This is a genomic window from Anaeromyxobacter sp. PSR-1, assembly GCF_000964525.1.
In the GTDB taxonomy this organism is placed as follows: domain Bacteria; phylum Myxococcota; class Myxococcia; order Myxococcales; family Anaeromyxobacteraceae; genus Anaeromyxobacter.
In genome coordinates, this window is the sequence record NZ_BAZG01000343.1 from 1 (window position 1) to 1,173 (window position 1,173).

1 protein-coding gene is annotated in these 1,173 nt (G+C 68.0%); it reads right to left on the bottom strand.

The genetic code is table 11. The annotated features are described in order from the left end of the window. Positions 1-1,172: elongation factor Tu (tuf, locus tag PSR1_RS23235; protein ID WP_059439637.1), on the bottom strand; the 1,172-nt coding region annotated here is incomplete at its 3' end. Position 1,173 lies beyond the last annotated feature (1 nt).

Sequence of the window (1,173 nt, forward strand, 5' to 3'; positions counted from 1 at the left end):
ACCACGCCCGCGCCGACCGTGCGGCCGCCCTCGCGGATGGCGAAGCGGAGCTCCTTCTCCATCGCGATGGGGGTGATCAGCTCCACCTCCATCCCGATGTTGTCGCCCGGCATCACCATCTCGACTCCCTGCGGCAGCTGCACCGACCCCGTCACGTCCGTCGTCCGGAAGTAGAACTGCGGCCGGTAGCCGTTGAAGAACGGGGTGTGACGGCCACCCTCCTCCTTCGTCAGCACGTACACCTCGGCCTTGAACTTCGTGTGCGGCGTGATCGACCCCGGCTTCGCCAGCACCTGCCCGCGCTCGACCTCCTCGCGCTTCAGGCCGCGCAGCAGCGCCCCGATGTTGTCGCCCGCGCGCCCCTCGTCCAGCAGCTTGCGGAACATCTCGACGCCGGTCACCACCGTCTTCGCCGTCGCCTTCAGCCCGACGACCTCGACCTCCTCGCCGACCTTGATGATCCCGCGCTCCACGCGCCCCGTCGCCACCGTCCCGCGGCCCGAGATCGAGAACACGTCCTCGACCGGCATCAGGAACGGCTTGTCCGTCGCGCGCTGCGGCGTCGGGATGTAGGCGTCCACCGCCTCCATCAGCTTGAAGATCGCCTGCTCCCCCAGCTCGCCCTTGTCGCCCTCGAGCGCCTTCAGCGCAGACCCCTTCACGATCGGGATCTCGTTGCCCGGGAAGTCGTACTCGCTCAGCAGCTCACGGACCTCCAGCTCCACCAGGTCCAGCAGCTCCTTGTCGTCCACCATGTCCACCTTGTTCAGGAAGACCACGATGTACGGCACGCCCACCTGGCGGGCCAGCAGGATGTGCTCGCGCGTCTGCGGCATCGGACCGTCCGCCGCCGACACCACCAGGATCGCGCCGTCCATCTGCGCCGCCCCGGTGATCATGTTCTTCACGTAGTCCGCGTGGCCCGGGCAGTCGACGTGCGCGTAGTGCCGCTTCTCCGTCTGGTACTCCACGTGCGCCGTCGCGATCGTGATCCCGCGCTCCCGCTCCTCCGGCGCCTTGTCGATCTGGTCGTACGCCAGGAACTGCGCCCCGCCCTTCTGCGCCAGCACCTTCGTGATCGCCGCCGTCAGCGTCGTCTTGCCGTGGTCCACGTGCCCGATCGTCCCGACGTTCACGTGCGGCTTGCTGCGCTCGAACTTCTCCTTGGCCATT